Annotated in this window: 1 protein-coding gene; it reads left to right on the forward strand. The window is 65.7% G+C overall.

The window, feature by feature from the left end:
• A partial coding sequence (locus tag CUZ56_RS15555) for an FAD-binding oxidoreductase (RefSeq protein ID WP_239442664.1) occupies positions 1-236 on the forward strand: 236 nt, incomplete at both ends.

Here is a 236-nt window from a genome sequence, read left to right on the forward strand (position 1 = left end):
CCGTTCTCCTATCGGGCCGGGCAGTTCTGCACCTTCAAGGTCACCGTCGACGGCAAACCGCTGTTCCGGTCGTACTCGATGTCCAGCGCCCCCGAAACCGATGCCGAGTTCACGACCACGGTGAAACGCGTGCCCGGCGGGGCGGTGTCGAACTGGATGCACGACAACATCGACGAAGGCGACGAGGTCGAGCTGACCGTCCCCACCGGCCGGTTCTGCCTGCGCGAGGGCGATAC

The organism is Saezia sanguinis (assembly GCF_003991585.1).
Classification (GTDB): domain Bacteria; phylum Pseudomonadota; class Gammaproteobacteria; order Burkholderiales; family Burkholderiaceae_C; genus Saezia; species Saezia sanguinis.